At 38.5% G+C, this 26,071-nt stretch carries 22 protein-coding genes and 1 pseudogene; 13 read left to right on the top strand and 10 right to left on the bottom strand.

Annotated features, from left to right (window positions below):
- Positions 1-252: 252 nt before the first annotated feature.
- Both MTN96_RS27465 and MTN96_RS27460 read right to left on the bottom strand, forming a co-directional pair.
- Complete coding sequence (locus MTN96_RS27465; protein WP_248533431.1) at positions 253-3,459, bottom strand: TonB-dependent receptor; 3,207 nt, start codon at positions 3,457-3,459, stop codon at positions 253-255.
- Positions 3,460-3,502: 43 nt separating this feature from the next.
- Complete coding sequence (locus tag MTN96_RS27460; protein ID WP_248533429.1) at positions 3,503-4,357, bottom strand: S1/P1 nuclease; 855 nt, start codon at positions 4,355-4,357, stop codon at positions 3,503-3,505.
- Positions 4,358-4,593: 236 nt separating this feature from the next.
- Here MTN96_RS27460 and MTN96_RS27455 point away from each other — a divergent pair, with 236 nt between their 5' ends.
- Together MTN96_RS27455 and MTN96_RS27450 are read left to right on the top strand one after the other, a co-directional pair.
- Positions 4,594-5,463 (top strand): hypothetical protein, encoded by an 870-nt coding sequence (locus MTN96_RS27455; RefSeq protein WP_214552654.1) that lies wholly within the window; start codon positions 4,594-4,596, stop codon positions 5,461-5,463.
- On the top strand, positions 5,463-6,410 hold the full coding sequence (locus MTN96_RS27450; RefSeq protein ID WP_248533427.1) for a hypothetical protein: 948 nt from the start codon (positions 5,463-5,465) through the stop codon (positions 6,408-6,410). The genes MTN96_RS27455 and MTN96_RS27450 overlap by 1 nt, the downstream gene beginning before the upstream one ends.
- A 125-nt stretch (positions 6,411-6,535) precedes the next feature.
- Here the strand turns inward: MTN96_RS27450 and ushA are convergent, their stop codons facing one another.
- Together ushA and MTN96_RS27440 are read right to left on the bottom strand one after the other, a co-directional pair.
- On the bottom strand, positions 6,536-8,155 hold the full coding sequence (gene ushA / locus MTN96_RS27445; RefSeq protein ID WP_248533425.1) for a bifunctional UDP-sugar hydrolase/5'-nucleotidase UshA: 1,620 nt from the start codon (positions 8,153-8,155) through the stop codon (positions 6,536-6,538).
- 79 nt (positions 8,156-8,234) lie between these two features.
- Complete coding sequence (locus tag MTN96_RS27440; protein WP_036983896.1) at positions 8,235-8,426, bottom strand: hypothetical protein; 192 nt, start codon at positions 8,424-8,426, stop codon at positions 8,235-8,237.
- 295 nt (positions 8,427-8,721) lie between these two features.
- Here MTN96_RS27440 and MTN96_RS27435 point away from each other — a divergent pair, with 295 nt between their 5' ends.
- Positions 8,722-9,465 (top strand): peptidylprolyl isomerase, encoded by a 744-nt coding sequence (locus tag MTN96_RS27435; protein ID WP_008112351.1) that lies wholly within the window; start codon positions 8,722-8,724, stop codon positions 9,463-9,465.
- A gap of 40 nt (positions 9,466-9,505) precedes the next feature.
- On the opposite strand, the gene MTN96_RS27430 is transcribed toward MTN96_RS27435, so the two are convergent.
- Positions 9,506-9,925 carry an MAPEG family protein gene (locus MTN96_RS27430; RefSeq protein ID WP_028834120.1) on the bottom strand — a complete coding sequence of 140 codons (420 nt, stop codon included), beginning with the start codon at positions 9,923-9,925 and terminating at the stop codon, positions 9,506-9,508.
- 153 nt (positions 9,926-10,078) lie between these two features.
- Between MTN96_RS27430 and MTN96_RS27425 the strand changes: the two genes are divergently transcribed.
- Positions 10,079-12,961 (top strand): insulinase family protein, encoded by a 2,883-nt coding sequence (locus MTN96_RS27425; protein WP_248533423.1) that lies wholly within the window; start codon positions 10,079-10,081, stop codon positions 12,959-12,961.
- 102 nt (positions 12,962-13,063) lie between these two features.
- Here MTN96_RS27425 and MTN96_RS27420 read toward each other — a convergent pair whose 3' ends face one another.
- Positions 13,064-14,446: a Na+/H+ antiporter NhaC family protein gene (locus tag MTN96_RS27420; protein ID WP_248533421.1), complete on the bottom strand. Its 1,383-nt coding sequence runs from the start codon at positions 14,444-14,446 to the stop codon at positions 13,064-13,066.
- 303 nt (positions 14,447-14,749) lie between these two features.
- On the opposite strand from MTN96_RS27420, the gene MTN96_RS27415 reads away from it, so the two are divergent.
- Positions 14,750-15,265, top strand: a complete 516-nt coding sequence (locus MTN96_RS27415) for a GNAT family N-acetyltransferase (protein ID WP_248533419.1) — start codon at positions 14,750-14,752, stop codon at positions 15,263-15,265.
- Here MTN96_RS27415 and MTN96_RS27410 read toward each other — a convergent pair.
- From MTN96_RS27410 to MTN96_RS27400, 3 genes and pseudogenes are all read right to left on the bottom strand, one after another.
- Positions 15,262-15,870, bottom strand: coding sequence for a PqiC family protein (locus MTN96_RS27410; protein WP_214552201.1), 609 nt, complete (start codon positions 15,868-15,870; stop codon positions 15,262-15,264). The two genes, MTN96_RS27415 and MTN96_RS27410, sit on opposite strands and share 4 nt — an antisense overlap.
- Complete coding sequence (gene pqiB / locus MTN96_RS27405) at positions 15,870-17,525, bottom strand: intermembrane transport protein PqiB (protein ID WP_248533417.1); 1,656 nt, start codon at positions 17,523-17,525, stop codon at positions 15,870-15,872. Before pqiB ends, MTN96_RS27410 begins: the two co-directional genes overlap by 1 nt.
- Positions 17,522-18,750: pseudogene (locus MTN96_RS27400) on the bottom strand (PqiA/YebS family transporter subunit). The gene pqiB and the pseudogene MTN96_RS27400 overlap by 4 nt, the downstream one beginning before the upstream one ends.
- A gap of 130 nt (positions 18,751-18,880) precedes the next feature.
- Here MTN96_RS27400 and MTN96_RS27395 point away from each other — a divergent pair.
- On the top strand, positions 18,881-19,072 hold the full coding sequence (locus MTN96_RS27395) for a hypothetical protein (protein ID WP_193050423.1): 192 nt from the start codon (positions 18,881-18,883) through the stop codon (positions 19,070-19,072).
- 15 nt (positions 19,073-19,087) lie between these two features.
- Positions 19,088-19,651, top strand: a complete 564-nt coding sequence (locus tag MTN96_RS27390) for a transporter substrate-binding domain-containing protein (protein ID WP_248533415.1) — start codon at positions 19,088-19,090, stop codon at positions 19,649-19,651.
- On the opposite strand, the gene MTN96_RS27385 is transcribed toward MTN96_RS27390, so the two are convergent.
- Entirely contained in the window at positions 19,652-20,461 is an 810-nt protein-coding gene (locus tag MTN96_RS27385) for an acyl-CoA thioesterase II (RefSeq protein WP_036983906.1), read from the bottom strand.
- Positions 20,462-20,700: 239 nt separating this feature from the next.
- On the opposite strand from MTN96_RS27385, the gene dnaK reads away from it, so the two are divergent.
- The 6 genes from dnaK (at position 20,701) to MTN96_RS27355 (ending at position 25,902) form a co-directional block, all read left to right on the top strand.
- Positions 20,701-22,614 (top strand): molecular chaperone DnaK, encoded by a 1,914-nt coding sequence (gene dnaK, locus MTN96_RS27380; RefSeq protein ID WP_248533413.1) that lies wholly within the window; start codon positions 20,701-20,703, stop codon positions 22,612-22,614.
- Between the two features lie 215 nt (positions 22,615-22,829).
- Positions 22,830-23,969: a molecular chaperone DnaJ gene (dnaJ, locus tag MTN96_RS27375; protein ID WP_248533488.1), complete on the top strand. Its 1,140-nt coding sequence runs from the start codon at positions 22,830-22,832 to the stop codon at positions 23,967-23,969.
- 105 nt (positions 23,970-24,074) lie between these two features.
- The gene (gene ybaK, locus MTN96_RS27370) at positions 24,075-24,536 is read left to right on the top strand and encodes a Cys-tRNA(Pro) deacylase (RefSeq protein ID WP_248533411.1); all 462 of its coding nucleotides are present in this window, start codon (positions 24,075-24,077) and stop codon (positions 24,534-24,536) included.
- Between the two features lie 182 nt (positions 24,537-24,718).
- Positions 24,719-25,087, top strand: coding sequence for a response regulator (locus MTN96_RS27365; protein WP_138561211.1), 369 nt, complete (start codon positions 24,719-24,721; stop codon positions 25,085-25,087).
- Between the two features lie 136 nt (positions 25,088-25,223).
- On the top strand, positions 25,224-25,475 hold the full coding sequence (locus MTN96_RS27360) for a hypothetical protein (protein WP_013463170.1): 252 nt from the start codon (positions 25,224-25,226) through the stop codon (positions 25,473-25,475).
- A 163-nt stretch (positions 25,476-25,638) separates the two neighbouring features.
- Positions 25,639-25,902 (top strand): hypothetical protein, encoded by a 264-nt coding sequence (locus MTN96_RS27355; protein WP_008112375.1) that lies wholly within the window; start codon positions 25,639-25,641, stop codon positions 25,900-25,902.
- The last annotated feature ends 169 nt before the right edge of the window (positions 25,903-26,071 follow it).

The following is a 26,071-nucleotide window of genomic DNA, read 5'->3' as shown; positions in this document are numbered from 1 at the left end:
CACTTAACCCAAAATACTTGCATAGTGTACCTCATTTGTTTGTTACAAATAAAATACAACTGTAATTTTTTTATTATAAAACACTTTATTTATGAAATTTAGCATTTTATCTATGTTTCAATATTTTACCGTGCAAATAGTAAGTAGTTTTTATGACAAACAGATGAAAAGTGATTTTTTCCATAAAAAAAGCCATTACATGCATGTAATGGCTTTTTTTATTTTACGAGTTTTTGATGTACAGGCTATGTATTAAAACTTATAGCTAACACCAATTTTAGCTTGCCAAGCAGACGAGCTAGTTTGATATTGGCTATAGTTACGAACATCAGCGCCATTAAATCTGCTATCAATTATATAACGACCTTGATCGTCTAAGCCGCCAAAGTCGTAAACTGCTTGGTCAGAGAAACCTAAGCGCTTTTCTACGCCCCAATCACTGTTTAATAAGTTAGCAAAGTTATCAATCATAAAGTAAACCTCACCGCTATGACCTTTTGCAAAACCAGGGATCTCTTGTTTAACGCTAATATCCATAGTGGTAACCCATGGTTGCGTGCCTGAGTTACGATCTAAGATTTGACCTCGCTCAGAAATACCCGCTCTATTAAGTAGTGTTTCAAGTTCACTCCATGATAGCCCTGATTCATCCCAATTTACATTGGTATCATCTGCACCAGTTGGAATATACGCTAAATAAGCTGAGCTTGAATAAAAGTCACGCGTATCACCTAAGTCACGATCTTCATACATACCCATAGTATAGCTAAATGGACGACCAGAGCGACGTTCGAAATACACATTAAATCTTGTGGCATAACCACTGAAGAACTCAGTGTTATACGCTAAATTAACTTTAAAGCTATGCTCTACTTCATACGCACCACGGGCAGCAAAGTCTTCATTACGGCTCTTAGTAATATTGTATTGATAGTTGCTTTGTGCACGTGAAGAAGAACCTGAAGACGCTTCTGTTACATCTTGATGTGCATAGCTTGCTGAAATATAAAGGCCATTTTCCCACTCTTTAGCAAGTGCTGTTGTAAAAATAACAGAGCGACCGTCTTCTGCTGAATTAGTCATTGCTATATCAAAGTTATCAGCTAAATCACCGTTGTAAATACTTTCATAGATGATACGTTCGCCGTCGGCTGCTACACCTACAGGTTTAATGGCGGTGTTATGCCACACAGCTTCGTTTTCTTTTTTGTGATAAGCAATTTCTGCTTGCCATTTAAAGCCTTCGCCTAGTAACTCAGAATCAAAGTCGTACTCAAAACCAAGTTGTGCACGAATACTTGACGGTAGTTCAAAATTTGGGTCAACATAGTTTGTACTACCCGCACCTTGTACTAGTGACCCTTTTATAGCGTCTGGTACTTGAGTGATATCAGCTTGATTATTAGCATAGTATTCGTCAATAACGCTTTGTGGTGCATCTACAAAAGTAATGCCATCGTTTTGGAATGAGTTATTGTACCAAACGTTAGGAATACCGCCTTGGAAACGACCTACACCACCGTTAACTGTTAACGCTTCAGTTGCGTAATACTTAAAGCCAATACGTGGGAGTATAATATCTAAACCATCTAGGTTTTCTTGGTTGCTAAAGCCATAGGTGCTTAAAAAGTTTTCATTGAGTGTTGGTTTATCATCAGAAGATAAACGCTCATAACGAACACCTGCCGTTACTTCTAAATCATCACCAACATAAAAAGTATCTTCAATGTAAAGCGCTAATTGATTACGAGTTGCATCGTAAGCAGTATCGTTCGGGTTATTTGTATAAGCATTACTGTAACTAAAATCGTATTCTCCTTTGTAGTTACCTACTTCACGATTTTCAAAACCATTAAAGTTATCAAACTCCCATGAACCCAGTGAATTAGCTGCAAAAAGGTTGTATAAGTTTAACGACTCATATTGCATACCAAAGTTAATTTCATGCTCGTCCATCAAATAAGTGGCATCAAGAGAAAGTGTTAAATTTTCTGTTGCTGAGCTATTGGCATGTCGAAACTCATCGATACCAAAGTTATAAGAAGGTCCGCGGAAGTATTCTTCAACTTTAACGCTACCAATATCAGAATTTGTTAAACTTCTTGATGATACATCTTTGTATGCAATACCGATTTCAGTTGAAAAGTCTTCGTTCCAATCCGAGTATAATTTGGTTGCAAAGTTATTAAACTTAGTGGCGTATGTGTAACGACTTGATGCAAGCTGAACTGATGTACCTCCAGTACCAAAGTTTGTTTCATCTTTGTCATCTTGCCACTGATAGGTAAAATCTAAACGATGATCATCAGCAATGTTCCAGCTTAATTTTACAAGTAATGTTTCATTGGTGTCTTTAGGGTCGCCACCAAGAGAATCGGTTAACCCGTATTCGTTATTTAGAATATTAAGAAAGCGGTTATAGCTTTCTTCACTCACATCGTATTCGTTGGTTGCGCCTGAACCTTCAAAACCATAGTCTAAATCTAGTTCGCTCGACCATTTATTGTAGTTAACAAAGTAAAATAAGGTATCGTCTATAAGTGGGCCGCCAACATTAAAACCGTAGCGTTTTTCAGTTTGATTTGGCTCTACTTGTTCGACAATATATGTACGGTGGCCATCGTCATCTAAAACAGGGCGGTTATCAGCAAACACTTGAGATATACTGTCTACATCGCCTGCAATATCAGGTGTTGATGTTTCGTAAAAACCAGAAAACTTAAATTCGTTAGTACCTGACTTAGTTACCGCGTTAATAGTACCACCACCAAAGTTACCTTTAGAAGCAGAGAATGGAGAAACATCAACAGATATTTGCTCAATTGCATCAAGGGCTACCGGAGGCTGTGAAGTCGGGTAGCCGCCGTAACTTAAACCAAAGTCATCATTTTGGCCAATACCATCTACGGTTAAACCATTCGTACGTGGGTTGCTGCCAGCAAAAGTTAGCTCACCATTACCATTAATACTCGCAAGCGGATTTAAACGTGCGATATCTTTAATGTCACGGTTAAAGCTAGGCATATTATTGATAGTATCTTCGCCAAACGTACTACTAGAGCCACCTGACTGTTGTACAATTTTATAACCAGAGACTTCAATCTTTTCAATGTTTAGCGGCGCTAATTGCGATGTTAATCTGTAAGTTTCGCCAAGGTTTAAAAAGATGTTTTCAACGGTGGTATCGTTAAACGTATCAGAGTCGATGATCACAGTGTAAGGTCCACCAACACGTAAACCATTCGCAATGAAAGTACCACTTTCATTGGTCGTTAGTTCACTAATTGTGCCGGTTGGTTGATGAACAACCTTAATTTTAACGTTTGCAGCGCTCGCACCTGAAGGTGTGGTTATTTTACCACGCATTGCAGATGAAGTGTCAGCAGCCATAGCGCTTGTTGAAACTCCTAGAGCTAGAATTACAGCCCCAGTTAATTTCGAAAGGCGAAGCTTAGTCATAATGTTGATTTCCCATGTAGATGATTTAAGTTAGAAACTAAATTTAATTTTGTTTTTGCTGTGTTAAGGCCATTTTTGATTGCGTGTTAGCAGGATCAAATAACGTATTTAACAATCCAGCTAAGCGAATGCCAGCTTGTTGCAAGCGGGTTTTCACAATAGGGGTGTTAGTGAAAATATAGTCGTAGCTAATATTCTCATCTGTTGATTTGTATATTTGTAAAGCAAGGTTATGTGACTCTTCTAGCCAGCTTGTTGGCGTACTATGTAAATACTCGCTAATTAGTTCGCTGTTGTTGGTATTTATAAATTGAGCATATTCAGTAAAAGATAAATTTTCATTTTCTACTAGCTTAGTATCCCACAAGCTATGAAGATTGGTTTGTTGGTTGAAGAAAGAAACCTGAATGCGATTACCGCCCCTATCTTCAGCTCTACCTGCATGAAATGGTTGATGGCTGTCGCCGACTAAGTGCACTAAAAAACGTAAACTAAACTGCTTTGCTGCAAGGCTCGCTTTATCATCTTTCAATACTTGAATTGAATAGTGAATCCCTTCTAATATGTTTGTTACTGATTCTTTGTGTTTAGTGTGGTCGTGGTTAAAGCTAAATTTTGCATCGTCATCTGCGTTAATATAGTGCCAGCGTGATGACTTTTTTTGCCAAAAATCACCTGGTGCAGAGCGCATTTCATCTGGCCATGTGGAAACCTGTGCTAAAGATTCACCGTTAAGATAAGGAATAAGTGCAGCTTTGGTGGTTTCGCTTATGTGCGACTCTGCAATTTTTCCAACAACGCGGTGGCCGTTTTGCCCCCACGCATTACAGTCTGTGCTTGCAAATATTGCACTAATTAAAAGTGTTAATGAAAGCGAATATTTTACATTTATCTGCATCGAGGCATCCTAGTAAGTGTGATATCTAATTTGTAAAAGCTTATAAGGTCAATTGTCCTCATTTTTTTAGTTGATAGAAAGGACTCAATAAAATTCATACTTTCTTATTTAAAATTATTTATATTCAATGGGTTGTGTTTAATGGGTAAAATTACCTATTGTAATAAGTAATTAAAATTGTTCAAATGAGTTATTACTCTAATTTAAACGGGTGTTTTTTGAATATTAAGAAGTTAATGTTGCATAAAACAGCGATTGTTACATTTATGTTTCTGGGCGTGTTGCTAAGTTGGTTTTCAGGTCAAGTTATTGTGGGCGAGGAAGATATAACGTTTCCAGTAATAATTGAGACATCAACGACATGTCAAACAACGGCAACAGCTAATAAGAGTCAACTTATAGTATTTACCCCCTCAAAATACGTTGCTCAATTACTTACTCAAAATCTCTGTGGTGACAAAGTAGTGGCAAAACAGTATGGCTCTGTCATTGGCTATTGGGGGTATAGAACCGTTGATAGCTTAGAGTTTGTAGGTAAAGGTATTGCAGATTTAATTTTAGCGAAAAATAATATTATGGATGCGTTTAAGGCTGAATCTACTTACAACTATCAGCCTGTGGTTGGCTTTTCTGATTACACTGCGTTTTTTATCTCTTCAAAAGAAAAACCAAAGATCAGCAAACAATATTTTTTAGATAAAAAAATCGGTCTGTTAGATTATCCAACGAGTCGCTCAGGGCACATTTTACCCAAACAAGCCTTTAAAGAGCTAGGCCTAAACATTGCTCATCTAAAAATAACCTATGCGAGTTCACATAATGAATTGAGAGAATTATTGGCGAACGGGGAAGTAGACCTTATTGCCTCTTTTTGGAGAGAAAGTGACAGTCAGCGTTTTTCAAAAAATTATATTACGCCTATTAGTAGTAATGTGGCAGGCACCCGTTGGTACTTAAAAATGCAGCACAACAATACTGATTTACTCTGTGCTGTACAGTCTCACTTATTGAGTATGTCTAAAGAACAATCGTTTCAATATTATCAAGATGTTGAGCCATATTGGCAGTGCAATAGTTACCCCGTTACCTTTATAGGGGAGTCGTAATGAATAGGTTAATATGGATAATATGCACAATTTTTTTATTCTTGGTTTTCTCGTCTGTTTTTTATGTTTCGACAATGCAAAAACAACAGCAAGTAAATAAATTACAAATAATACAAATAGAAAAACGAATCGCTTTAGACTTACCTTTGTTAGATTTATCAAATGAGCTGCTTAAACACTCAGGTAATAAAGCAGCTTTACTTAATTATATTCAAATCTTAAACACCTTTATTGATAGAACCGGTATTGAGGTTGTAGCTATAACGCCACAACATGAATTTGATGCTTCTTTAAAAACTTCCACAGAGTTTGTTCGAGAGTTAAATAGTAATAATGGTGTGGTGTTTATTGTTTTGTCTTTGAGGCAGCCGTATTTTACGCATGATGTGGTGGCTATTTATGGGATGCTTTTTATTCTTAGCATATTACTAACATACCTAATAAAATTAGCCTATATCAACAAAAATGATGATAAGCAGGTTATTCACGCAGAATCAAATACTGCAGAGTCAAAACCATTAACCCTGATCATTGATTTAAAAAGTAAAACCTTATCGAGTAGCGCTTCTTTGGAGCACCAAGTGGCTTTGGCAAACAAACCTCTATGTTTTTATTTAGCGCTTGTTGAATATTGCACTAACAATTCAGAGATCAAGCTTAATCATAACAAGAATGTACCCGAGGAATTGATAGAGCTTGCCAATAAGTATTTCTATCGTTTAGTTGAGCTTGGTCATACAGTAAGAAAGCGTCCAAACTTTAATAACAGTCTAGAGAAAACATTAAGTGAAATTCGTGCCGCACTGGATGACGTGTTAAATGATTGCCCTGAACAAAAGGGATTATACTACCCACCGAAAGCATTTGGAGAGGGCTCACGCTCACGAATGCACAGTTATGGGTTAGCAAATGTGGGTCAAGGAAATATAGAAATAATAGGAAAGTAATCGTGGTTTGCTACTTAACAATAACTCTGATTAAGAGAGCTTAAATTGGCCTGGTTAGCACATAAATCTCAACGATGAGTGTCATTACTATATCAATGACACTCATCGTTGTTCAATACAGATTACTATTTAGGTGCAAACTCATGTGCATCAACAGGGCTGTGCTCTGCAAAAAATCGTTTTAATGCCTGAGCGTCCGTTTCATCGGTGCTTACGAATCCTTTCATGTGAGTAATTTTAGGGTAACTATCGCCACCAGAAGCATTATATTCATTAATACTCATGCGGTATGTTTTGTTTATATCAAGCGGCTTGCCGGCGATGAACACGTTAGTTACTTGATCCTCTTTAAGTTCAAAGGCTAGGTTGTGGTATTGCATGTAGGCTCCAGAGTCTGGTGGGAAACGCGTCACGACATTTAAATAGGTTAAAATATCATTGCCTTTGAAATCGATATAGGCGACACGGTTTCTAAAAGGCTGTACTTTGAGTATGTCTTTATAACTCACGTCACCCGCATTGATGCTATCGCGAACACCGCCACCACTGATAATGCCAAAATCGGCACCTACGGTATTCATTTGCGCTTGAATAATTACCCGAGCAAGGTTAGTTTGTTCAAAGCGTACTTTGTTACGATCACCCTCGAGTCTGTCATTCACAAAGCCAATTTTACCTTCAATTTGCTTTGCACCTTTTTTTTGGTACGCCGCTAAAAAGGTTTGTAGTTCTAGATCTGGTTTAATGTAATTTGCAGCAAGTACGGATTTTACGCTACCGTCTTTTTGCTTTTTATCTACGTACAAATTAACCGGTAATAATTGATAACTTAGCAGTGATAATTGACCGTTTTCTAATTTAAACTCCGCTTTACCCACATACTTACCCCATTCATGGGCTTGCATTATCCAGGTTCCATTTTGCTGATCAGGTTTACAGGCTAAACCTGGCTTAAAATTCTCATCTGTGACATTTTCTGCAGCCATACACACTGGCTCTTGGGAATGGCCACCAATGATCATATCAAGGGCATTTTTATCTAAAGAGCGAGCAAGCGTAACATCACCTGGGGCATTTATCCCATAATTGGCATCTACATAATGCCCCATGTGCGTTACCGCAATAGTAATATCGGGATTGTATTTTGCTTTTAATGTTTGGGTAAGTGAGGCGGTTATCTCAACCGGATCTTTAAAATCTAAGTGACCAATGTATTGCGGGTTACCAATTTTAGCGGTATCTGTCGTTGTTAACCCAATTACGGCAATGGTTAAGCCGCCTTTGTTGAATATTTTATAACGTTCAAAAATAGTTTCGTTAGTTTGTTTATCAAAGATATTAGCCGATAAAAGAGGGAAGTTAGCCCATTGCTGTTGTTGTTTTAATACACTTAATGGATTATCAAACTCATGATTACCTAGTGCCATTGCGTCATAGCCAATTTTCGACATGCCTCTAAAATCAGGCTCAGCAAATTGCAGGTCTGATTCAGGGATACCAGTATTAATATCACCACCTGATAATAATAACACCTGATGCCCTTGTGCTTTTGCATCGGCTCTTAGCTGGTCGATTAGGGTTTTACGCGCAGCCATACCATATTCGCCTTTTTCATTATGCCAAAAACGACCATGATTATCATTGGTATGAAGAACAGTTAAGTAGTGTACTGCAGGTTTATTGACAGAGTCACTGGCACAGCCATATAAACCAAGAAATAAAATGAGAAAAACAAGAGTACGCATAAAATACCTATCGATTAACAAAACTCAGTATAGTAGGCGGCTAGTTTAAACTAGTTCGAGTTTAAAAAAACGCACTTATTCATGTTTTTTCAGCCAATGAGGCTTCACGTTGCTGCTCTACAACCCGTTTTCTGCGTGCGAGCTCATCATGTGCGTATTGAGATTTTTGATGATTTACATCAATCATCCATTTCAAAAAGCTGACGGGAAGTTGGGTGTATGGTTCACCTTGGTGTAGCCCAAAGTCACAAATAGTCGTGTTGTTTGCCATTATATTTACTCCTATCACTGTGTAGGCTGATAATAACAAAAAAAGAGTGATTAATAAGGGGCTTTTTAAGTACCTTGCTAGGCTTAAAGTTAATTAAAAAAGAGTCCCCTTGATGTATTGCAAGGCTCTCAGACAATTAACTATTCATAACGTGTTTAAAATTAAAATGTAAACAGTTGTAACTGCAGTGTAATTACTTTGATATGAATTGTAGCGTTAAGTGCTTATGTATCGATTTATAAAATGAATCACACTATTCTATGACGCCTAATGACAATAAAAAATAGGAATAATAATGAAGAAGCTTATCTTAGCGTCAATTTTAACTGCAGCGAGCTTTTCAAGCGCAGCAACCATAGTCGAAATGCAAACGAGCCAAGGAACGATAGAAATTAACTTGTTTGATCAACAAACACCTAAAACAGTAGAAAACTTCCTAAGTTATGTTAATGATGCTGCGTATAATCAAACAGTAATACACCGCTCTGTTGATAAGTTTGTCATTCAAGGGGGAGGTTTTACTTTTTCTGATGAAATGGATCCCATTACAACCAAGCCAGCGGTTATTAACGAACCTGTTTACTCTAATGTAAAAGGCACAATTGCCATGGCAAAGCAGGGCGGCAATGAAAACAGCGCCACTAGCCAATGGTTTTTTAATATGAGTGATAACAGCCAAAACTTAGATTTACAAAATGGTGGGTTTACCGTTTTCGGACAAATAACAGCACAAAGCCAAGAAACTTTAGATAAAATAGCGGCCTTAGTTCATTGTGCAGAGGTACCATTGGTTGGTATTACTAAAGAGCAATGTTCAGATGAAAATGTGGTTATTAGTAATCAAAACTTAGTATCAATACAAACGGTGGTTGTGCTTGATGACGATCCTAATTCAGCACAAAATTTAACACCTAAAGAAAATACATTAATTGATAACGTAGAAGTGACACCACCACAAAGTTCAGACTCTAGTGGCAGTATGGCATGGTTATTAGGCGCACTATTGCTTGTAGCACCTAGGTTAAAACGCACTAAATAAGCCGTAAAAATAACGGCGACTTATCATAGCCGCCGTTTTTTTAGTTGTAAAGTACGCTCACCAGTAGCATTACCCACATTACAAACACAGCTAAGCAGCCTAGCAAAAATACTCTAAAACGGGCTCTTAAATGATTACTACCAAGGTGAATGAGGCTATGAATAATGCGTGTCGCTACAAATATACACGCCAATACTGCAATAGGGACACTCGCCATATTAAGCTGTAAAGCAAGCAAACATCCCGCATAAAAAAGCACAGGTATTTCAAATTGATTACTAAAATTACGATCAGCGACTCTGACATGATCGCCCGCATTATCAAGGCGCATAGCAGCAAAGTCACTTAGCTGTATGTGTTTGTTTTTAGCCGCCGCAAAACGTCGTTTTCCCATTATTACCATCACAACTAATGAAAGTGTTACCTGAACGAACATGGCTATTATTATTATCTTTTCCATAACTTACCTTATTATTTATATTAACTATTCACAATGTGTTACACAATTAAGTGCTAATTAGTAGCATAGTATTAATAGATAATGGTAGCTTATAAGTGATTTAGTCTTTTTATAACACTAAGCCCATATTTAACAGCAATGGATATAACTAAAATGAAACACATCATCGGCTTAAGTGCAATTGCACTGGCAATATTAAGCGGTTGTTCGAATACCGCCACTCTTTCTCAATCATCACAAACATCACTTTTATCACCAACGCTTGTTGTAAGCCCTAACGATAATCGTGAATACAAAACACTAACACTTGCCAATGATATTGAAGTGATTTTAGTTTCTGATCCAAGCGCAGAAAAATCAGCTGCTTCATTGAGTGTCGGTGTCGGCCTGCTGCACGACCCAATGAGCCAACAAGGAATGGCGCATTATTTAGAACATATGTTGTTTTTAGGCACTGAGCGCTACCCTGACACTAAAGGGTACTCCGATTTTATGACTAAAAACGGTGGGGCGCATAATGCCTATACGTGGCTCGATATTACAAACTACATGTTTAAAATTAATAACGATGCGTTTGATGAAGGCTTAGACCGCTTTTCAGACTTTTTTAAAGCCCCTAAGCTTTACCCAGAATACACAGAAAAAGAAAAAAACGCAGTGAATGCTGAGTGGTCAATGCGTCGTGAAATGGACTTTTTTGGCCAATTTAAACTTGCACGTAAAATGATGGGTGAACACCCAGCTAATCGATTCTTAATTGGTAACCTTGAAACGTTAGGCGATAAAGCTGATAGTTCATTACACAAAGAAACTGTTGATTTTTATAATAAATATTATTCATCAAATATTATGAAAGTGGCGTTAATTTCTAATTTACCGCTTGAAGAAATGCAGAAAAAAGCAGAAAAATATTTCGCTGATATTAAAAATAAAAATATTGAAAAGCCAAAAGTATCAGCCAAGCTAGATTTTGATAATGCCGGTGGTAAACGTGTTTTTTACTCGCCAAACGAAGACGTTAAACAATTACAACTCGATTTCACAATTACTAATAATCAAACTGAATTTGCAGTAAAACCTAATCGTTTTGTTGCCTATTTACTTAGCAATGAAATGCCAGGTAGTCCAGCGCAAATATTACGTGATAAAGGTTGGGTATCGCAGTTATCCGCGTCTGCTTCACCAAATCAATATGGTAACTATGGCTCTTTAAATGTGAATATAGAGCTGACTGATGAAGGCATGAAAAACCGCGAATCAATTGTCGCGACAATCATGCAATATATTGACTTGATTAAGCGTGAGGGCGTTAATAGTAAGTACTTTAATGAAATTCGCACTTCTTTAAATAATCAGTTTAAATTTTTAGAAAAGGGCGATGAGTTTAGCTACGTCAGTGCGCTGACTCAAAGCATGCAAGATTATCCGTTAAATCATGCGATAAACGCACCGTACTACTATGCTAAGTTTGACGCTGATGCGGTGAACAATGTACTTAAGCAACTTAATGCCGATACACTGCGCATCTGGTATATTTCTCAACAGGAAGATACAGATTCTGAGCTGCATTTTTACGATGGCAAATATAAAATTAACGATATTAGCGACGCAGAAATTGCCAGCTGGGAAAAACCAAGTGAATTTAATTTAGCCTTACCAAGTGTTAACAATTTACTGCCAGAGAGTTTTGCAATTAAAACGCAGGCTTTTAAAGAGCAAAAACACCCTGAGCTTAGCTATGATAAAAACGGTGTAAAAATCTGGCGCCAAGCAAGCCAGCAGTTTGCAGAGCAGCCTAAAGGTTTAGTTGAGGTGTATATAAACACACAAACAGGGTTGCGTGATATTAACTCAACCGTCCTTTATTCTGTGTGGGCAGATTTATATAACACCCAATTAAGTCAGCTACGAACCGAAGCGGCTATTGCCGGTATGAATGTTAATTTAAGCTCAAGCAATGGCTTAGTTTTATCATTAAGTGGTTTTACCGATAAACAAGATACTTTACTTAAACAAGCGTTAGCTGGATTTGACGATGAAATTTCAGCGCAAGCATTTAATCAAGCGATTGACCGTTATCAACGTGATTTACTCAATCAGCAAAAACAGTTCCCGTATGCACAAGCGTTTAGTGAATATTCAAAACTGACTAGAACCGGTAGTTTTGATACTGACGCGCTTATTAAGGTAGCTCAATCACTGACACTCGCTGATTTACAAGCATTAAAACAAAGCACCTTAGCGAATAATAACTTACGTGTATTTAGCTTTGGTAACTATGATCAAAAAGATATTGATGCCATTGCTGCTGAATTAACGGCTATCTTACCAAATAATCATACAAAATCTGAGTTTGCTCGCAGTAAAGCGTGGTTACCGCAACCGGGTGAAGCGCGCGTATTACACAAAGATATTGATGTAGCCGATGTAGCCGTTGTCGATATGACCATTCACCCAACGCCAGGTTACAAACAAAAAGCGCAGGCGGCGGTTTTACAAGGACACTTTAGAACAATCGCGTTTGACAAAATGCGTACCGAAGAACAACTAGCTTATGCGGTAGGGGCGTTAGCACGTCCTATTGAGGATTACTCTGGTATTGGTTTGTTTATTCAAACACCGGTTAAAGGGCCAAAAGAAATTCAAGTACGCTTTGATAAGTTCAAAAAAGAGTACGCTTCTGAGCTTAATGCTATGAGTGAAGAAACATTTGCACAGCTTAAAAATGCAACTTTGGTATCGTTAAAAGAACAGCCAAAGAATTTAAGCGACGAAATGAGTCCATTGATTAACGATTGGTACCGTGAGAACTTTGATTTTGATTCAAAACAAAAGTTAATTGCAGAAGTAGAAAAAGTCACCCTTGCTGATATTAAAGACTACTACCAGCAAACCATGTTAAATCCACAAGCAGCCCGCTTAAATGTGCAATTACGTGGCAGTAAGTTTAGTGATAGCGAGTTTGCTGATTTGCCAAACCAAACTAAAGTGACAAGTTTAGATGCTTACTACAGCGATATAAAATTGCAAAAGTAAGTTGAAATTACTCAAAAACCAAACAAAACCCAGCCATTGTTGACTGGGTTTTGTTTTAACGGCGTTAATTATGGTTTTAGTAAAATGGCTACCATTGCCATGTTAGGCCATAAGTAAAAAGCCAATGATGGCAAAGCCTGCAGCAATTAAGGTATAAGGTAATTGCGTTATAGCATGAGTGATCAAATTACAGCCAGAGCCTTGTGCTGCTAGTACGGTTGAATCAGAGTAAAAACAGGCTTGGCTACCAAATGAAGACGCTGAAAGCAATGCGCCAATCACCAATGGAATATTTGCATCAACCGCCGTCGCAAGGGGCATGACAATAGGAATTGAAACCGCAAAAATCCCCCAACTTGAACCCGTCGCAAACGCTAATATCGACATCGCAATAAATACCACCGCAGGTAAATAGCCAGCGGTCATATACGGGCTTAAGCTGCCAATCACAAATTGTGGCAAGCCAATTAAGTCGCATACATCTTTAAAAATAAAGGCGGCAATCACGGTTCCAATTGCGGGGATCATACTTTTAAAACCATCCAGCATACGCTCAATCATTTCGCTGAAGCTCATTAATTTTTGTAACGCATAAAATGGCAAAGTGACAGCCATTGTCGCTAATAGACCTTTGTACACATCTATTTCAAAATATACGGTAAATGCAACTAATAAAATAATCGGCAACAAAAAGTTATATAACTTACCTTTAGGATCCGCATCTTCAAAGTGTTCTTCCGCTGCTTTTACTGCATATTCATCGGCGGTTTGTACTTGAGTATAAATCACAGGCTCTAAAATAGGAGCGTGACTTAGCGCCTGTTGCTCGGCTTTTTTCATTGGGCCAAAAGTAGGGATCACGCCGGCAATAACCAGCACCACAGTCAACACCGCAAACCAGGCATAAAACATGTACGGAATGGCTTGAATATAAACGGCAATGCCTTTGCCTTCTTCTGCGATGCCGTTATCCACTAACAGGCCACCAAAAAATACAGCCCACGTTGACAAAGGGACGAGTACACAAATAGGCGCTGCCGTTGAATCAACAACGTAAGCGAGCATTTCACGACTCACTTTGAATTTGTCGGTGATCCGCTTCATGGTTTCACCCACGGTAAGCGCGTTTAAATAATCGTCAATAAATATCACGACACCCAAACAAAAGGTCATAAATAAGGAGGATCGTTTACCTCGGGTGTACTTTAAAGCCAAACTACCAAACGCTGAAGCCCCTCCAGTACGCACTAATAAGGCAATAAGCGCACCAAAGCCGCCACACACAAGTATTAACCAACCAATGGTTTCATCTGTCATTACTTTGAGTGATGTGCTGGCAAAATTTGAGAGAACTTTGCTAGGGTCAGCTAAAATAAAGCCAACTAATGCACCAATCAGCAACGATAAAATAGGGCGGCGTAAAACAACAGCCAATACAACCACTACCGCAGGTGGCAGTAGAGTTAACGCAGAAGGTTCAAGCATTTATAAGATCACAAAATTAAAAGCAGATTTAAAAAGTAAACTGCTTATACAAAAACAAAGAAGATGATAAGTTCGTTGTTAAATCATTTTCCAAGTCACTGCTTTTGCACGCGTGAAGGGCACTTAAAAAATTATGTTAAATTAATAGTTTTAGTGAAACGCGTTGGCTTTGGCGCCAGCCGGCGAAAGGAATGCATGCCGCTATTGTTGTGCCTTTAAAAACATCGGCGCAAAAATAATCTTCTTTTTTATTTCAGTCAATAAAAAAATATCAGGTCGTGAAAAATATTATCAGGAGTTATTTTGAATATTGCTTTTACAACAGAGCGCTTACACATACGCTTCGCACAAATAGCAGATGCGGCGGAGTTACTTAAGTTGGTTAATCAGGCTAATTTCACTAAATACATTGGTGATAAAGGTATTTATACCTTAGACGACGCTAAAAAATACATCAAAGACAGTTTTATATCTGCCCATAAGCAGCATGGCTTTGGGCCTTATATAATCGCATTACATGATGAAACACTAGTTGGTATTGTTGGGTTTTATCAGCGAGCTGTTCTGCAATATCCCGACTTAGGGTATGCGCTAAAAGACGGTTTTGAAAAAAAGGGCTATATTTTTGAAGCGGCAAATACCTTGCTAAACCATAGACAAAACTTAGGGATTAAACAGGTTACGGCGATCGCCCGTTGTGATAACCGCGCATCAAAAAATGTATTACAAAAGCTCGGTTTTAAAACCCAAGGTCAAGTTATAATAAAAAGCACTAACATTGCGGTAGATGTATATTTACTTAATACAGAGAAATATTAAATTCGCGCTTTTTCAATTTCTTTTGCCGCAAGGATGTTGATTTGTTGCCACATTTTTTCAAGAGTAGCCACCAATGAATCATAGCCATCAGCATCGATTGACATAACAGATGAAAAATTATGGATGCTTAGTAAACGCCTACCCGATTCTGGGTGAGTGTAGTATAAACGCCATAGACCTGAAATATCTGCATTACCTTGCAGATCACCGTTAAAGTGGTGTAGTTCGTATTCTAATTCGTAAAATGTTTGTTGCTGTTGGTCGGTAATAACGGGTAAGCCTTTGATAACCATCCAGTTTGTCATGGTATTAAATAATGTTTGCTGCGCGCTGGCACTGAGCATAACATCTGGCGACTCACCCCATAGATGATAATTAGCAGCATGGATTTGATTACTATCTACTTTCATAGCAATACCCCGATTATTCAATGCGCCTCTTAGGGTAACTGTTTGCACGCGCAGTTGTGCCTGTGTATCTTGCACATTTCGCGAAGAGTCATTAATGGGCTGCTCAAATTGGTAATACTGAATTGTTGTTTGAATAGCAGAGCTGCAACCACTGATAAAGATCACACCCGTTAAAAGTAAAAATAGTGCTTTCATTATTGCTTCCTCGGTTGTGGATCGTTAGGTAGTGATTTGTCAAAAATGAGCATATTAGGTTGCTCGTTTAAGCCACGAGTAAGAGGCTGAAACTCTTCTGTTAAACGCTTAATTTGTAGTAGTGTTTGCTCAAGTTGGTAGTGCACTTGAGAGCCTGCTTGATAGCTTGCCATGGTTTTGTCAAACTGGCGCATGGTTATTTCAAATTGTTCCATACTTTTGGTTATTTTTTCGAGATTACGATTAAAGTCGCCAGGTAAATTTTGTGTATCGGGCTTATTTAATAATGTGCGCATCTCACTGGCCAGAGCTTGATACTCGCTAAACGTAGTTTGCATTTTGGCTAAACTGTCTTCAATTTTTAAGTTATTCACTTTATTAAGTACATCCGATACTTGATCGGCAAGTACCGTTATACCGCTCGATACACTAGGAAATACATCGTATTGAGCAAGTTTTTTAAGCTCGCTTTTTGGGGTGTCGGTATAAAAGTCAAAATCGACGTAAACTGCACCGGTTAGCAAATTACCCGGTTTAAGTGACGCTCTCATGCCATTTTTAATCCACTCGTTAACGCTTGTTTTCCAATACTCTTTTGCTACCGAGGTGATATGGTATAAACGACCATATTCTACTTTTATCAATACTGGAACTGCGGTATTTTTGGCGCGAAAATGAGCCGGTTTCCCATCTATAATTACATTGGTGGGCGCTTCAACCACTGTGCCGACGCGTGTACCTCTATACTCAACTGGCGCACCAACACGGAGTCCTCTAATCGATTGTTCGAATTCAATAAGGTAATAATCAAAATCATAAAAACGCTCTTCTAAAGCTTGCTTATAACTTTGACTCAAAGAAAAGCTATGACCATCTTGTGCTAAATCGCCAGGGGCTTGCTGATCAGGTAAGCCAACAGAAATACCACCTTTTAATAATTTGCTTAGTGAACCGGTGTTAATATTTATGCCATCAGCAGAGAGATCTATTTCAATACCTGAGTTAACCCAAAAAATAGAGTTTAAGGTGATCAGGTTCTCATAGGGGGCTTTAATAAAAATACCGTATTGCATTGCTTGGTTTTTCCAATCAAAGGTGGCGGTTTCTATTTGGCCTATTTTGTAGTTTTTAAAAAATATGCCAGTACTCACATCAAGTACTTCAGCATTGTAACTGAGTAACTTAAAGCGCCCACCTTGAACATCTTTACCAATTAATGCGGGCTCTTCTTGCAGGGTAAAGCGTTTTTTAAGTTGGCTACTTTCTCCCGGTGAAAACTCTAAATAAACCCCTGAAAGTAGGGTGCTCATACCACTGATCCCAGTTTCATCAATGCGTGGTTTTACTACCCAAATACTGGCATCTTCGGTGAGTAAATTATCATAGTTTTTATCTATTTGTGCTCGGGCTATTACACTGTCTTGGCTATCAGAAAGGCGGACGTGATCAATTTGACCTATTTTGACACTTCGCACTTTAATTTCTGTTTTACCAGCAATAATCCCCTCGGCTTGGGGCATAGTGATGTAGATTGTTTGCCCTTTATTTAATTGATACTGATAAAGCATCCAAACACCAACAAATAAGGCAACCACAGGAATGATCCAAATTGCAGAAATACTTGGTTTTTGTGCTACGTTAGCTGTTTTAATCATGCTTTATTCTCTGCGTTATTATTTTTGGTGAGTCCCACAGTAGGCGAGGGTCAAATGCGTGTGCCGCCATCATTTGGCATAATACCATAACGGTAAAAAAGACGATGCCCAAACCGGGTGTAACCGACATTAAGTTTCCTAGCTGCACTAGTGCAACTAATATAGCCACAACAAACACATCAATCATAGACCATTTACCTATAAATTCAGTAAGTTGATACACTTTTGTGTAACCTTTTGTATGCAGGTTGGCAGGTTTTGTAACCATAAAGCACAAAAAGCTCAAAATAAGCGCTTTGGCTAACGGTACCACCACACTGGCAAAAAATATAATAATAGCAATAGGGTATGAGCCGCTATTCCATAACGTAATAACACCCGAAATAAGGGTTGCAGGTGTTTCATCCCCTAGGCTAATAGTGTACATAATAGGGAGCAAATTCGCAGGAATATAACAAATCAGAGAAGTAACTAACCATGCAGCCGCTTTTTGTACGCTGTAGGGGTTTCTTAAATACGTTTTACTGTGGCAACGAGGACAGATTGATTCAACGCTCAGTTGATGGCAAACATGGCAGGCTTTTATATTCTCATCAATAGCCCGCTCAGTGTTTGAAGTATTTTGAAGTGTAGTGACAGGGCTTACTTGTGACCACAGCCTAGCACGATTTAAACGCGTTAATGCACTAATATAAAAAATAACAAATCCCACATAGGCAAAAAAGCTGATACCAAAGCTAACCTCAGCCAATGACATTATTTTTACCATGCTAACTAAAACACCAATCAAAAATATTTCTGACATGATCCAAGGCTCTAGCGTTAAAGTGAATTTTAATAGCTTTCTTGCAACTGCTTGCGGCAGTGCTTTGAGTGCGCCTAAATGCAAAGGGATCAAAATAATCAGCAAACTCATAGGTAAAATAATAATGCTGATATCGATAAATAAGCCAAGTAGGTCACTATCATAGTTAAATAAAATCCGTGCTGCGTCGGGCAGGGTAATAGTTTGGGTAATGCCATTACTACTAAAAGAGATAAACGGATAAAACATACTGCTGAGCAACATTAATAATGCGCTTAAACTCAGTGCGACTATTTCAGTGTCATGGTTTATGTTAATACCGCGGATCTTATGGCTACAGCGTGGGCACAATGCCACTTGTTTGGCATTAATCTCGGGAATATCAATGATAAGATCACAGCTTGGGCAGGCAGTTTGCAAAATGTTAGCTTGTAATTAATTTAATAATTTAAATATTGCTATAAATAATAGTTAAATACAAACGCTGCGGCTAAATTACTAAAGAAAAGTAACCCCAATAACTGAAAATAAAAACGGATTAGGTGAAAGAGTGAAAATTGTATTTTTATTGGCCTTAGTGTGTTTATGTGGCGATAGTTTTGCATTTGTTAATGGTATTAAGCAGCACCAAGTCATTATTGCGGCTAACCCTACTGTTGCGCCTTATGTAATAAGTGAAAATGATTCAGGTATTCAGCTCGAGATTGTAAAGACAGCACTTAACAATCAAGACATAAATTAGGTTGATGTACATTACATGTCAAATCAGCGTGCAGATGCTTTATTGAATCAAGGCCATGTTGATATTGCATTGAATTACTCGGGTATTTTAATTGCTGGCATATATCGAAGCCAATCGGTTGTTAGTTATGAGAATGTGGTAGTGAGTCTTAAAAAGAGTAACTTCACTATTAATACTATTTACGATCTGGCGACTAAAAGTGTTTTAGCATTTCAAAATGCGCCTGCTTATTTACCTAAAGAATTTGGTCACAACTTAGAGAACTTGAGAGGCTATGAAGAAGTATTCAATCAACAAGCGCAGATACACCATTTAATGGCAGGGTGGGTTGATACGACTATTCTCGATAGACTTATATTTCTTCACTATTTAAAGGAATATCAAAAAGCCAATGCCACTAAAGATTTTGTTATTCATGCTATTTTTCAACCTGTGGCAAGGCCTGCGTATTTTAACAATGATTTGCTGAGACTGCAGTTTGATAAAGGCTTGGCCAACATAATTCAAAGTGGTGAATATCGCACCATCATGCTTAACTTAGATAAGCAATATACTCAGCGCGACTTCACTGCTCTTTAATTAATCAAATAAGGCAACAGTTTGACGGGTGAGTGCAATAAGCTCCCCCGATTGTGACCAAATACAGCCATCTTCTAAGCCGTAGCCATCTTTTGAATGATGAGTGATTGCTTCAAAACCCAACCATTCACCTGGCACTAAATTAGGCGCTTGTACAAACTCTAAATACCACGACATGCTACTAGCCGGTGCTGGTTGCTTAAACATTTGTAGTAATGTTGGCGGCCATGCGTCAGTAAGAGCAATAACATGAGCTTCTGTAATTTCTTCAGGCTTGTGTTTAAATCGCATCCAACCACCAAGGTGAGAGGTTTGCGCACTACTAAACGGCATGGCGCCTTGCTGTGGGCATAAATCAACATGCTGAAAAAACTCTGGCATTTTCCCAGGTACAAAGCCTAAACAATGGCCTTCGTTTACAGGGTGTAAGGTTAACGACTTTGATACCGGCACATTAATTGATGAGTTACGATTTTTTGCAAAACAGGCCTGCACGATGACACACACCGCATCATCTTGAATAGCCTTGGCGAGCACTTGGGTACTGCTTTTACCTTCACGTAATATTTCTACCGATAATGAAAACGGTTTTTCAGCCAATAATGGCCCTACAAAGTTTGTACTTAAAGAAAGCAATCTTCTTGATGAATCAACTTTATTGCGCATTGCTTGATAAAGTAACGCAGCAGAGAGGCCACCAAAAGCAGTACGGCCTTGGCACCAGTTAGCAGGAAACTGCATGGTATTGGTTAACGGGTCAGTTTCCTGACTCGCTTGGGCAGCTTGTTTTAATAATTGTTCAAAGTGCACAAATAATGTCCTTTTGCTGTTATTTGCTAAATTTATATCACACCCAAACTCATCAGACTAGACAAAAAATAAGCTCCCAAATTACAAAAAATCAGCAATCCCTACTCTTTTTAGGGTTATTTAGTAAATAAATTAAAAAAAATGCGTTTTTTTTCATTTTTACAGTTGAATTAACTTTGTGGCATCCCTATTAACTAGTCATCGAATGTATTAACGAATTTAGAAGTTGGAGAAGATTCATGGGTAGAATTATTGGAATCGATTTAGGTACTACTAACTCTTGTGTTGCAGTACTTGATGGTGACAAAGCACGTGTTATTGAAAATGCGGAAGGCGATCGCACAACCCCGTCTATTATTGCTTATACGCAAGACGGTGAAACGTTAGTAGGTCAACCTGCAAAACGTCAAGCGGTAACTAACCCAACAAACACGTTATTTGCAATCAAACGTTTAATTGGTCGTCGCTTTGAAGACGAAGAAGTACAACGTGATATCGGCATCATGCCTTTCAAAATTATCAAAGCAGATAATGGCGATGCATGGGTAGAAGCAGGCGGTGAAAAACGCGCTGCACCACAAATTTCTGCTGAAGTACTGAAAAAAATGAAGAAAACGGCTGAAGACTTCTTAGGTGAAGAAGTAACTGAAGCGGTAATCACAGTACCGGCATACTTTAACGATTCACAACGTCAAGCTACAAAAGATGCGGGTCGTATTGCGGGTCTTGAAGTAAAACGTATTATCAATGAGCCAACAGCTGCAGCCCTTGCATACGGTATGGATAAAAACCGTGGCGAAAACGTAGTAGCGGTATACGACTTAGGTGGTGGTACTTTCGATTTATCAATCATTGAAATTGATGAAGTTGAAGGCGAGCACACATTTGAAGTACTTGCGACAAATGGTGACACTCACTTAGGTGGTGAAGATTTCGATAACCGCGTAATTAACTACTTAGTAGCTGAATTCAAGAAAGACCAAGGTATCGATTTACAAAATGATCCGCTTGCTATGCAACGTGTTAAAGAAGCGGCTGAAAAAGCGAAAATCGAACTATCATCTGCACAATCTACAGAAGTAAACCTTCCGTACGTAACTGCCGATGCAACAGGTCCTAAGCACATGAACGTTAAACTAACGCGTGCTAAACTTGAGTCATTAGTAGAAGACTTAGTAACTAAGTCAATTGAGCCACTTAAACGTGCATTAGCGGATGCTGATTTATCTGTAAATGATATTAACGATATCATTTTAGTAGGTGGTCAAACACGTATGCCACTAGTTCAAAAAACAGTTGCTGAGTTCTTTGGTAAAGAGCCACGTAAAGACGTTAACCCTGATGAAGCAGTTGCAGTAGGTGCAGCGATTCAAGGTGGTGTACTTGCTGGCGACGTGAAAGACGTACTATTACTAGACGTATCACCATTATCTCTAGGTATTGAGACAATGGGCTCTGTAATGACGGCACTGATTGAGAAAAACACCACGATTCCTACTAAGAAATCGCAAACATTCTCAACAGCAGAAGATAACCAGTCTGCGGTAACCATTCATGTGCTACAAGGTGAGCGTAAACGTTCAAGCGACAATAAATCTCTAGGTCAATTTAACCTAGAAGGTATTCGCCCAGCACAACGTGGTACGCCACAAATCGAAGTAACATTCGATGTTGATGCCGATGGTATCTTACATGTATCTGCAAAAGATAAAGATACAGGTAAAGAGCAAAAAATCACTATTCAAGCATCTTCTGGTTTAAGCGATGAAGAAGTTGAAAAGATGGTTCGTGACGCAGAAGCGCATGCTGAAGACGATAAAAAGTTTGAAGAGTTAGTAGCTGCACGTAACCAAGCTGACGCACTTGTTCACGGTACACGTAAGCAAATTGAAGAAGCGGGTGATGCACTGCCAAGCGAAGACAAAGACGCGATTGAAGCGGCTGTTGTTGACCTAGAAGCAGCGATTAAGAGTGACGACAAAGCTGAGATTGAAGCGAAAACGCAAGCGCTTGTTGAAAAGTCTCAAAAGCTAATGGAAATCGCTCAAGCTAAAGCACAACAAGCTGGTGGTGACGCTGGTGAACAACAGTCAGCTAAACAAGATGACGATGTTGTTGATGCAGAGTTCGAAGAAGTTAAAGACGACAAGTAATTGTTGCTAACGCTTCTCGCTAATTTAAAACACATGACCAAATCAAGTGTTTGAGTTAGGATGAACACATGAGGCGCGTAGGCTAAAGCTTAACGCGCCTTTTGCATGTAAAGAGAAGCGAATAAAACGCTTTAAAAATTCAATGATAAATCGATATGATTTATCGGTTTGTCCAGCAGCTAACGCTGTAAATAGAAAAGAGTAGTGTGATAGATATGTCAAAACGCGATTATTACGAAGTCCTCGGCGTAAGCAAAGATGCGAGTGAGCGAGACATAAAAAAAGCGTATAAACGCTTAGCGATGAAATATCACCCCGATCGTACCGCCGGTGATAAAGACCTTGAAACTAAATTCAAGGAAGTTAAAGAAGCTTACGAAATACTGACTGATGCGCAAAAGCGTCAAATGTATGACCAATACGGCCATGCAGCCTTCGAACAAGGTGGTGGCGGTGGTCACGGTGGCTTTGGCGGCGGCCAAGGTGATTTTGGTGATATTTTTGGTGACGTATTTGGTGATATTTTTGGTGGCGGCGGTGGTCGACGTCAATCACGTCAGCAACGTGGCTCAGATTTACGTTACAACATGGACTTAAGTTTAGAAGAAGCAGTTCGTGGTAAAGACGTTGAGATTAAAGTACCTACTTGGGTTAGTTGTGAACCATGTGATGGCAGTGGTGCTAAAGCGGGTTCAAAGCCAAAGACATGTACAACCTGTAATGGTGCAGGCCAAGTACAAATGCGCCAAGGTTTTTTTGCCGTGCAGCAAACCTGTCCGACATGTCATGGACAAGGTCAGATCATTTCAGATCCTTGTAATAAATGTCATGGGCAAGGCCGTGTAGAAAAAACTAAAACGCTATCGGTTAAAATCCCGGCAGGCGTAGATACTGGCGATCGTATTCGCTTATCAGGTGAAGGCGAAGCAGGCATGCATGGTGCACCAGCAGGTGACTTGTATGTGCAAGTATCTGTTCATGAACACAAAATATTTGTTCGTGAAGCCAACAATTTATATTGTGAAGTACCAATAAGCTTTACCACCGCAGGCCTTGGCGGTGAAATTGAAGTACCAACGCTTGATGGCCGTGCAAAGCTTAAAATACCGTCAGAAACACAAACGGGCAAAATGTTCCGTATGCGTGGCAAAGGTGTTAAGTCAGTACGCAGTGGCGCTCAAGGCGATTTAATTTGTAAGGTTGTGATTGAAACGCCAGTTAATTTAAACGAGCGTCAACGTGCCTTACTTAAAGAATTAGATGAAAGTATGGGCAAAGACAGCTCAAAAAACCGCCCTAAAGAGCAAGGCTTTTTTGATGGGGTTAAAAAGTTTTTTGATGACTTAACTAAGTAATGAGCAGGATCAATAGACCTTAGTAAAAACGGCGCTTTTTTAGCGCCGTTTTTTTATGTTTAATGTGCTAAATTATTAGGGAAATTTATTTTTGGACTTTATCAGATGACCCCCGCTATAGAGCAGCTAAAAAAAAGCGATATTAAGTTTGACATACTTAGTTACGAGCACGATATAAACAATACTAATTACGGCCTCGAAGCGGTTGAAAAGCTTAATCTTAACAGCGCCCAAGTATTTAAAACCCTAGTGCTAGAAACCTCAGAGCAACAGCTTATTGTAGCGGTGACTCCCGTCACTCAGCAGGTTAATTTAAAACAGCTTGCGAAGCTTTGTGCAGTAAAAAAAGTGATGATGGCAGACCCACAAAAAGTGCAGGCGAGTACCGGTTATATTTTGGGAGGAGTTAGCCCCATTGGCCAAAAAAAGCGGCTAAAAACATACATACACTCCAGTGCGTTAGATTTTGAAATGATATATGTTAGTGCCGGAAAACGCGGGTTAGAAGTAACACTAAGTGCAAAAAGCTTAGCACATATAACCCAAGCTTCGTTTGGAATTTTTTAAACTTTTGTTTAGCTAAAATAAGGGGATACAAGTATCCATCTGATTACTTGCGGCAATAGGTATTGTTAACTAATGTTGTTACTACACATAACACGTTTTTGTTAATACCTTTTAGATTGACGTGTCGCCTTTACTTTGTTTTAATGAAAATTTGCTCGCAGCTATTTTGGTAAAACATACGCATGAAAATACTTGTTGTTGATGATATGCCGTTAATGCGTCATGTATTAATTAATATGTTAAGGAGGTTAGATTATATAGATATAGTAGAAGCCACAGATGGGCTTCAAGCATTAAACATACTGCAAAATCAAATGTTTGATTTGGTTATAACAGATCTTCATATGCCTAAAATGGATGGCATTACTTTACTTGATAATATTAGAAAAGATGCCGAGCTGAAAAACCTTCCTGTACTTATGGTGACCTGTGAAGATAGTTCTTCGACTGTCAAAAAAGCGATTAATGCTAAAGTGTCAGGCTTTATCGTAAAGCCTTTTAATATGAATGTGTTATCAGCTAAATTAACCCGTTTATCGATAAAAGCCTAAAGCGAATTGTTTATAAAGTAGAGTTATCTACCGACTGTTTAAAAAATATATTAGCGCAACAGCCATTCATTATTTTCTACCGCTGATGTGATAGCATTATGCTATTAACTAATCGTAAAGTAATTATTGAGGAAGTATGGCTAAGCCCAATAAAAAAGGGCCTACAAAAACGGTCGATATATTTTGTTCTGCGTGTAAGGCACCGTTATTCAAATACCGTAAAGGTGGCAAAGGTGCTTTAGTAAAATGTTTTATAGAAAGAATAACCCAAGATCACACCCATACTGAATGTGTATGCCCAGGCTGTGAACGACCTTTTGCCCGCCCCACAATTATAAGAGGAACCCCTGCCTATAAAATGATTGGTGGTAAAGTTACTTTTAAATAAAGCTTTCGTTTATAGCCTAAAGTAGTGCGGGGCGGACATAAGCCCTTGTTTGCTTTTATTTCACTGGTAAGCTTCGCTGGTTTTGCTGTTTCAATGATTGAAAAAAACCCTCCCCATGGATTGGGCCAGTCAGTTGGGTTTTAAAATGGAAAAGGATAGACGTGTGATCGCACTTTTATTTGATATTGTTGGTATGAGTGGTACTTTTTTAGTGGTTGGTTCATTTTTTTTGCTGCAACTAAATAAAGTTTCACCTAAAAGTTTAACGTATAACTTAATGAATTTAAGTGGCGCTATTTTGTTACTTATTAGCCTTTGTTATAACTTTAACTTAGCAAGCTTTGTGATTGAAATATTTTGGATTGCAGCCTCATTAATTGGCTTATACAAATATTTTAAAGACAAACCTGTCGTTGCAAAAGCGTAAATTAAGCTAAAACAGCACACCTTAAAAGGTGATTAAACCGTGGAATGTAATATTTCACGGTTTTTTAGTTTCAGTATAATTGTTAACAAAAAGTTTCTTCTGCATAGGGGGATAACTCGTTACAATATTGGCTATTACTTATTATTGGCATCATAGTTGTCATAGGCGT

Source organism: Pseudoalteromonas sp. 2CM28B (genome assembly GCF_023161935.1).
This window is presented reverse-complemented; position numbering and strand designations above follow the sequence as displayed.